The 1,351-nt window shown below is 74.5% G+C and carries 1 protein-coding gene; it reads left to right on the forward strand.

The window, feature by feature from the left end; translation table 11 throughout:
- Nucleotides 1-178: 178 nt before the first annotated feature.
- A partial coding sequence (locus ACWD3D_RS37110; protein WP_451465031.1) for an ATP-binding protein occupies nucleotides 179-1,351 on the forward strand: 1,173 nt, incomplete at its 3' end.

Below are 1,351 nucleotides of genomic sequence, written 5' to 3' on the forward strand. Positions count from 1 at the left end.
AGTCCAGCCACCGGTTGGCGTCGTCGATGTACTTCTGCTTCCCGGTGATCTTGGCAAGCAGCACGGCGACGCGCCGCGCTTCGCGGCGGCCGGTGGTGTCGCGGTCGCCGCCCTGCTGCTCGCACCGGTGGTGCTGCTCGCCCGGAAACTCGGCGCCGAGCGCGCGCACCGCACCGGGATGGCGGCGCTCGCTCTCGCGCGGGACGCCGAAGTGGCGCACCTCGCGCGGGTGCGGGTACCGGCCATCGCCGAACTGCTGCGTACCGGGCAGCGGGTGGACGGGGCGCCGGGCCCGCTGCGCGAACCTCGGGAGACCGGCGAGGAGTTCGCACGGTCGCTGGAAAGCGTCGTGGACGTGCTCGGCTCGGACGAGGCGGTGCACCGTGAACGCGTCCTGCGTGACTCGGTGATGGCCGCCTTCGAGTCGGTCGCGCGCACCATGCACGTGATGGCCACGGTGCAGCAGCAGGTACTGGACCAGGTGGAACGCTCGCTGGACGATCCCCGGCTGATGGCCGAGGTGATGAAGGCCGACCACGCGGCCTCCCAGATGACCCGCAAGGCGCAGACCCTGCTGGTGATGTGCGGCATCTGGCCCGCGCGCCGGGAGACCCGTCCGGTCTCGCTGTACGACTGCGTACGCGGCGCGCAGTCGCGGATCGTGGAGTTCGGGCGGATCGAGGTGCACGGCGGGCAGACCCTGTACGCGGCGCCGCCGGCGGCGGAGGGGCTCATGCACGCCATCGCCGAACTCCTGGAGAACGCCACGGTCTTCTCGCCCTCCCGCTCCCAGGTCATCGTCAACGTCCGGGAGGTGGGGGCCGGGGCGGTGGTCGAGATCGACGACGCCGGGCTCGGCATGCCGCCGGACGTGCTGGAGCAGGCCCGGGGCCAGTTGCACGACGATCTGGACCTGACCCGGCTCGGTGCGGTGCCCCGGCTCGGTCTGGCCTGTGTCGGCCGGTGGAGCCGTGAGCTGGGCTTCAACGTGGAGCTGAGCGGGACCTCCGCGTACGGCGGGACCCGGGCCGTGATGTTCGTACCGTTCCGGCTGCTCACCGAGCCGGCGGCACGGGTCCCGGCGCACCGGCGCCCGGAAGCCCTGCCCGCCGAGGACCGAGCCGCGGACGCCTGGCCCGCAAAGGCCCCGGCGTGGGAGCGGACGGGCCGGCCGGGGCAGGCCACCCGGCCCGAGCAGCCGCAACCGGCCGAGCACGCCGGACTCGCCGAGCACACGCGCCCGGAGGACCGGGTCGGCGACGGCCCCGGCGCGGCGGAACCTTTCCCGGACAGCACCCCGCAGACCGCGGGCCTTCCCCGCCGCCGCAGCCGGCGGAGCCCGGCCCGCCCC

It is taken from the genome of Streptomyces sp. NPDC002690, from assembly GCF_053592415.1.